The organism is Desulfonatronospira sp., assembly GCA_003563255.1.
Lineage (GTDB): Bacteria > Desulfobacterota > Desulfovibrionia > Desulfovibrionales > Desulfonatronovibrionaceae > Desulfonatronospira.
Window position 1 is genome coordinate 1 of record PWSL01000104.1, and the last position, 5,481, is coordinate 5,481.

At 49.6% G+C, this 5,481-nt stretch carries 4 protein-coding genes; 3 read left to right on the forward strand and 1 reads right to left on the reverse strand.

All coding sequences use genetic code 11. The features are described 5' to 3' along the window. Positions 1 to 370: 370 nt before the first annotated feature. The gene (locus QZP87_RS03060; protein WP_291321445.1) at positions 371 to 646 is read right to left on the reverse strand and encodes a hypothetical protein; all 276 of its coding nucleotides are present in this window, start codon (positions 644 to 646) and stop codon (positions 371 to 373) included. Positions 647 to 1,713: 1,067 nt separating this feature from the next. Between QZP87_RS03060 and QZP87_RS03065 the strand changes: the two genes are divergently transcribed. The 3 genes from QZP87_RS03065 (at position 1,714) to QZP87_RS03075 (ending at position 5,206) form a co-directional block, all read left to right on the forward strand. Further along, the gene (locus QZP87_RS03065; protein WP_291321446.1) at positions 1,714 to 2,973 is read left to right on the forward strand and encodes a C45 family peptidase; all 1,260 of its coding nucleotides are present in this window, start codon (positions 1,714 to 1,716) and stop codon (positions 2,971 to 2,973) included. Between the two features lie 227 nt (positions 2,974 to 3,200). Then, positions 3,201 to 4,961, forward strand: a complete 1,761-nt coding sequence (locus QZP87_RS03070) for a solute carrier family 23 protein (protein ID WP_291321447.1) — start codon at positions 3,201 to 3,203, stop codon at positions 4,959 to 4,961. A 44-nt stretch (positions 4,962 to 5,005) separates the two neighbouring features. Continuing rightward, on the forward strand, positions 5,006 to 5,206 hold the full coding sequence (locus QZP87_RS03075; protein WP_291321448.1) for a hypothetical protein: 201 nt from the start codon (positions 5,006 to 5,008) through the stop codon (positions 5,204 to 5,206). The last annotated feature ends 275 nt before the right edge of the window (positions 5,207 to 5,481 follow it).

Sequence of the window (5,481 nt, forward strand, 5' to 3'; positions counted from 1 at the left end):
CCGGGTGTTATGCCTTGGGCCGAAGGAGCCGTCAGCAGTGATTTATACCTCTGTGTAATAACAGCTCAAGAGCTGGAAATCCGGATTCTGCTGGCTGATATACGTGATCCGGAAAAGGGAATAATTTTGCGTTTTTGGTTGAAAGGCAGAACCCTAAAGGCCTTGGATGTGTAACCATTCAGGGGATGCCGGAATCACGCCTCTGGCGTGACTGGGGGCAGTCCCCTGGCCTTGTGCCATTAGTCACCACCGAGGACCCCCTGAATGCTTACTTGGATGGGATGTTTCAGGTTCAGGCCGGTAAATGAGAACTGTTCAGTTTTTTTGACAGTCTGGGCTTGCTGAACAATAATTCAGCAACCCCAATAAGTTACAGGCTTTCAAGGTGTTTCAGCAAAGACTGGCGTTCAGCATCGCTTAGAGGCTCTCCGAAATTTCCCTTGCCCTCCATTCTACTGACCGTGTCTTTCCAGCCGTCCATGTCATGGCCGGCTCTTTCAATTCTTCCAGCCCCATGACATGTTGTGCAGCGGTTTTCCATAATGACCTGTCCGTCACCAGCCATCAGGCTCTTGCCCTGCAGGCCGAAAACAAGAAACCCGCTTAGAATCGCCATGCATAAAGGTGCCACTATAAACTTTTTCATTCTCTGCTCCCCTTGTTTCTCCTATAAACATGTTACTGATAATTCCAAGTTGTAATCAAGATGATTTCTCCAGACAGTTATGAATATCACTAAGATCGGAAAACCAGAAAAAAATTTTACCACAGAGGACACAGAGTTAGCAGTGTCATCTTATGCCTTTTTCTCTGTGAATCTCTGTGATCTCTGTGGTGTCAAACATTTGATGACAACGGGCATAAAGATCATCTTGAATGCAAATCAGAATAAGTTTATTTCAAGAATCAAATTTAAATTCAGCATAAGACAGGGGGTTGTAAGTTGTCAATCAGCAAGTAATTCCAAGTCCAAACAAACAGGATTCCAGAGTTTATCCAGCATATTCAATGGGTTATGTTGGAAAGTGTGGCAATATTTGCTGCGCTGCATGTGCCGGATTTGAAAAAGGCTTTTGTCCTGGTCAAATTCATACTCAGGTTTTCCTGCTTTTCGGGATGCTCTGGATCAGAACTCAAGGACGGGGAAAACCAGCAAGTCTTATTCAGTCAGATGTAAATAATTCAGGACAGGACCTCTCTATCTCCGGAAAATTTTTTTTAGATCTTGATATCCGGCAGCCAAAGTAAAAATAAGGATTAAAACAAGAATGTAAAAAGCCGGACTTCCGGCGGGCAGCATTTGCAGGAAATAAAGAAAAGGAAAGGCTATAAGTAAAAGCAGCCCAATCAAGAAGAGATAATATCCAAGAGATCTGTTGCTCATAACTGTTGACCTCCTTTGTCATTGTTCACGAGTCAATAGTTCCACGGCCAAAAAATCTGGATGACATGATGTGTCAGCAAAAAGCTTTTTTGGCTCCACACCTGCTAAATAATAATATATGTCAGCGATTAAAATTGACAACCGGAAATGAAATTGAGGCTAATCGCTTCAGGCTGTTTGCATTCACGATTGATATATCTTACTTCTTCCCTTGGCTGTGGTTTAGAGCAGCCTGGCGGATAAGCAGGGACTTATGAAGAGAAGCTTTGAAACACGAAAATGGCTGTAGAGGATGCGGGGCATCCTGCCGGCCGGGCACGGAGGTGGTAATGAGATCCAATGTTTTTTTCAGGCCGGGCAAAGTAATCACCTTGCTGGTTGCGGTTTCGCTGGTTTGTCTGCTGTGCGCATCTTCTTGGGCTCTGGCCGGCAGTAATGGTTCCCAGCAAGCAGACGTTACAGGGGAGTCTGTAGACGAATTTGAAGGCGGGGAGCGGTATCAGGCCGGTGAGATCAATATCCTTAATCTTTCCGGATCATACCGGGAAATGGGGCGTCAATACGGCCGGTTGCTGTCCAAGCCCATGCAGGAGCTTTATCAGTCAGCCATTGTAGAGTATTTTAAAAAAGAGAAGGGGCTTTCTTCTGAGGACATGCTTCTGGCCGCCAGAGGTCTCTACGAATTTTATCCCCGGCGATTCAAGGATATCATGGAAGGAATGGCCGAGACGTCCGGTCTTTCCCTTGAGGAGCACATCCTGCTCAACGGGCTGGAACTTTACGGCACCATGAGCGGATGCTCCGCCATATTTGCCTGGGATGATTATACGCCCGGCGGACAGCTGATTGCCGGAAGAAACTACGACTGGTTCGACAGCTACACGGATTTTGCCGAAAACCTCACCGTTACCGTCTTCAATCCGGATTCCGGAGTTCCAGCTACTATTGTCACCTTTGCCGGGGTAATCTATGCCACAACCGGAATGAATGCCAAGGGGCTTTTTCTGGAGCTGAACAATGCATTGCCTTCCGGTGGTGGACTCACCTATACCAACCGGGTACATGCCATAAGCAATCTCATGGCTTTTCTTTTCGACTACGAAAGCATGGAACAACTGGACGCGGCCATGAACACCACCCGTTCCAATTTTTCCTATATTATTAATACAGCCGACTCCAGGGGGGCTTATTCATATGAATGGCCACCTTTTGATCTCCTCCGCCGCTCAGGGGATGAGCCCGGGCTTCTGGTGTCCACCAACCATTTTGTTGATCCCTCATGGGGACTGATGCAACAGGAGGGTACCGGGTTTCGATCCGTTGAGCGCCGCGACAACCTGCTGGAGCAGGCCCGCAAATACAAGGGAAATATTGATCTGGGGAAAATGAAGGACATGTTGGACACGCCCCTGGAAAAGGGCGGACCCACCTGGCCGGATCAAGGTGATATCCGGACCGTTTATCAGGTAGTCGCAGTGCCGGAGTCGCTTGCTTTGTGGGTCAAGGTGCCCGGCTTTCAGGACTGGATCGGTATTGACCTCAAATCACTTTTTCATGAACAGGGGTCAGAAGTCAGAGGTTCGGGGTAAGTTCAAATAAATGTAACCATTCAGTATCCGACTTTTTGCAGTCGCATATTGATATGTTTTGCGTAAATTTTTTACCCTGCAACTACACTTAGAAAAAGGATTAATTGTTAAATTATGGACGGATAAGTGTCGTTGTAGAGTTAATTGCAGACCTGTTTTCCAGTCAAAATAACAGATATTGAATCAGAATAAGTATCCTTAACCATGTATATCGCCGGAAATGCTGCATGCAGAATAAGAAAAGCTCGACTTTCAAAGACATGAAGAACCGGTCCAGGGCACCGGGCCATCTTTTGTATGCCGTGGACGAGCATCCTCCATGGTGGATGAGTGCATTGCTGGGCCTGCAGCTGGTACTGCTCATCGTTGGCCCCATAACCATTACTCCGGTGGTGGTGGCCAGGGTGGCTGAAATCGACCCCGGGCAGTTCTCGTGGATCATTTTCGCCTCGCTTGTGGCCAGCGGCATCGGTACTTTTATTCAGGTCCGGCGGGTGGGCAAAATCGGCTCAGGGTATCTGCTGTTTATCGGTTCCTCAGGGGCGTTTATCGCCTGTTCTCTGGCAGCGGCCGAGGTAGGGGGCATGTCCCTGGTGGCCACCATGGCTGTTCTTTCGGCTCCGCTGCAGATTCTTTTCGGGCTGTTTTTAGGCCCTTTGCGCAGGATCATCACTCCCCTGGTGGGGGGCGTGATCATAATGCTCATTGTAGTCAGTGTGCTGAGCATAGCCCTGGATCTCATGAGCGGACAGCAGGAGGATGTTCCGCAAAGCCACTACCTCCTGGTATCCGTGGGCACTCTGGTGTTCATCCTCCTCCTGGCGGTGTTCGGCAACAGGGTGGTGCGTTTGTGGAGCCTGGTGCTGGGCATCTTTGCCGGCACACTCATGGCTTCATTTCTGGGTATGACCGACTTTTCCGGGCTGGCCGGGGAAAGCTGGGCCGGGCTGCCTTCGGGCAGCTGGCCGGGATTCTCCCTGGTCCCTGCACCTGAGTTTTTGTCCATATACCTGGCCTTTGCCCTGGTGACCATTGTGGGGGGCGTGGAAACCCTGGGCGACAGCATGGCCATCCAGAAGATCTCACAGCGAAATTTCCGCAAAATCGACTATGAAAGGGTCCAGGGGGCCATATATGCCGATGGCACATCCAACGCAATAGCCGGAGCCCTGGGAACAATCCCCAACACCACCTATTCCAATGCCATTCCGGCGGTGGAGCTTACCGGTGTTTCCGCCCGCAGGGTCGGCTACTGCGCTGCCCTTATTCTGGTGCTTCTGGCCTTTTCCCCCAAGATGGCCGCACTGATTGCCGCAATTCCTTCCCCTGTAATCGGAGCTTTTCTGTTTGTCCTGCTGTCCATGCTTTTTGTAACCGGGATAAAGCTGGCGGCTTCCTATGGGCTTAATTATGAAAGCGGGATTATAATCGGGGTTTCCTTCTGGACAGGCTATGCCTTTGAAAACCAGTTCTTTTTTCCGGATATGATTCCGGAAGCTGCCGAGCCTTTCATGGCCAATGGCATGGCCATGGGCGGACTTGCCGCTATTTTGCTAAGCCTTCTTTTTCACTTGAGACCCGCAGGCCAGGCCAGCTTTGTCGTGGAGCGCAACGTGCGGGATTTTACCCGGCTGCAGAATTTTATCAATGAATACGCCACAGCCAGGAAGGTTGCCCCTTATCAGTTACAGAAGCTGCACCTCACCGCAGAGGAACTTTTCGCTTATCTCTGCGCCTCGGAAGAGTTCAAGGCTCCGCGCATGCAGGTGAACCTGCGCAGGGAAAACAGAAAAATTTATGTGGAATTCATCGACTCTTCCTCTGCCAGGGACCTGGATTTTGTCCTTGAGGAGCTCGAGGAAAAAGACGGAGAGGTGGATCCCGCAGAACTCGGGCTTCTGCTTCTGGGAAAATATGCCGAGAACATAAGGCATATCAAGATCGGAGGCATCAACTATATTTCCTTTGATCTGCCTGATGAAGAGTAAGAACAAGCCTGGAAGACAGCAGCAAAGAGAGACAGGAGGCCCCCATGCAGGCTGTCATTTTTCATGAGACACTGCGCTATGTGCAGGATCATCCAGTGCCCAGGCCTGAAAAGGGTCAGGCCAGGATAAGAGTGAATCTGGCCGGGATCTGCAGGACCGACCTGGTAACCATTCAGGGGGCACTCGGTTGTAGTTTCTGGCACAAGGTCTGGGGACTGTCCCCGGGCCGATGCGGCACCCCCTGAATGGTTACTTACAAAGCTATCTGATGGGCACGGATTGACATCAAAGCCACTTGAACGGGATTTGCATCAACTCCAGCCTGGTTCTTGACTTACCATTATAATGTCAGCTATAGTAGCCTTTATTAATTTATAAAGACTATTTTGCTTGGCATTATTTATGAGAAAACCTTCAATTTCAGTTCGCAGGGGCCTCAGGAAACTCGGGGATGATCTCAGGAAAGCCAGGATACGAAGAAAGCTCACCATGGCCGTGGTTGCTGACAGGGCAGGCATTA